Here is a 1211-nt window from a genome sequence, read left to right as displayed (position 1 = left end):
GAATCCGCGCCTATCTGGACCCTGCAAGATTCGCAGCCTTCCGAATCGAGTATGGCGAACTTGTCTGGGGAGACTACGACTTGTGTTTTCCCATCATCGATCTCTCCCGTGCCGAAATCGACCACTCGGAGCCCGAGCAAGTTGCGATCTGAAGCACGCGATCCATGAACGCCATCCTTGCTGGCGCATGCCCCCCCTGTAGGAGCGGCGCAAGCCGCGAAACCAGCGCATCCACACCCCACCGCCGATTCGCGGTTCGCACCGCTCCCACCTGCACCGGCACGGCCATGCCGACAACCCTGTATGCCGTGCCGACCGCGGGAGACCGGTCAGGCCGCCTTCCACTCGAATGCGCCTCTCGCCGTCCTGATCCCGATTGGGTCAGTGCATTCCTGCAGTCCAGATCAACTTGCGCTTTTGGTTGCAGTAGCTTTTAAGCTACATTATCCTTCATGAACGAAGTGCTCCGTTACCAGCGCGAAGACGGTCGCGAACCCTTCACCAAGTGGCTTATTGGCCTGCGGGACAAGTTGGCGCAGGCACGCATCCGTGTCCGTTTGTTGCACTTGCAGGCGGGCAACTTCGGTGACTGCGAGGCGGTCGGAGAAGGTGTGATCGAGTTGCGTATTCACGTGGGCGCCGGGTATCGCGTGTATTGCGGCCGGCACGGCAAGAACATCGTGATTCTGCTGTGCGGGGGTGACAAGGCCAGTCAGGTGGCCGATATCAAGCTGGCAAAGGAACTCTGGGCAGAATGGAAAAGGAGGCAAGCATGAGCAGGATCAAAGGCGCGGTATCGCATCATGAGGCCGAACTTGCCGAGCTTCGTGCCGACCGCGAACTGGCCGTGGCTTATCTGAAAGCGGCAATGGAGTCCCTGGACGATCCCGATGACCGGGCGGCCGGCCTGTTGGCGCTGCGCACGGTCGCCGAAGCCTACGGAGGCCTTGGTGCGGTTGCTGCAGAAGCTGGCATCAGCCGGGAGTCGCTCTATCGCGCGTTATCACCCAAAGGCAATCCAACGCTCAAGACCTTGCTCGCCGTCCTGAAGACGGTAGGGCTCCGCCTTTCCGTCGAACCTGAGGATCACGCGCATGCGTAGTCGGGGCGCCGAGCGCCACCTCCTCGCGCATGATCCCACCCCCCTGTAGGCGCGGCGCCAGCCGCGAAACAAAGTGGGTGTTCGTTTATCTCTCTGTCATTTGCGCTGC

2 protein-coding genes are annotated in these 1211 nt (G+C 61.1%); both read left to right on the top strand.

Annotated features, from left to right (window positions below):
- Positions 1-452 precede the first annotated feature (452 nt).
- Positions 453-776, top strand: a complete 324-nt coding sequence (locus ACKVEX_RS16535) for a type II toxin-antitoxin system RelE/ParE family toxin (RefSeq protein WP_473216838.1) — start codon at positions 453-455, stop codon at positions 774-776.
- Entirely contained in the window at positions 773-1102 is a 330-nt protein-coding gene (locus ACKVEX_RS16530) for an addiction module antidote protein (RefSeq protein ID WP_473216837.1), read from the top strand. Before ACKVEX_RS16535 ends, ACKVEX_RS16530 begins: the two co-directional genes overlap by 4 nt.
- Positions 1103-1211 lie beyond the last annotated feature (109 nt).

Source organism: Denitraticella aggregata, from assembly GCF_048158365.1.
Lineage (GTDB): Bacteria > Pseudomonadota > Gammaproteobacteria > Burkholderiales > Rhodocyclaceae > Azoarcus_F.
Note: the sequence above shows the minus strand (reverse complement) of the source record. Positions and strands in the feature narration are given on the sequence as shown.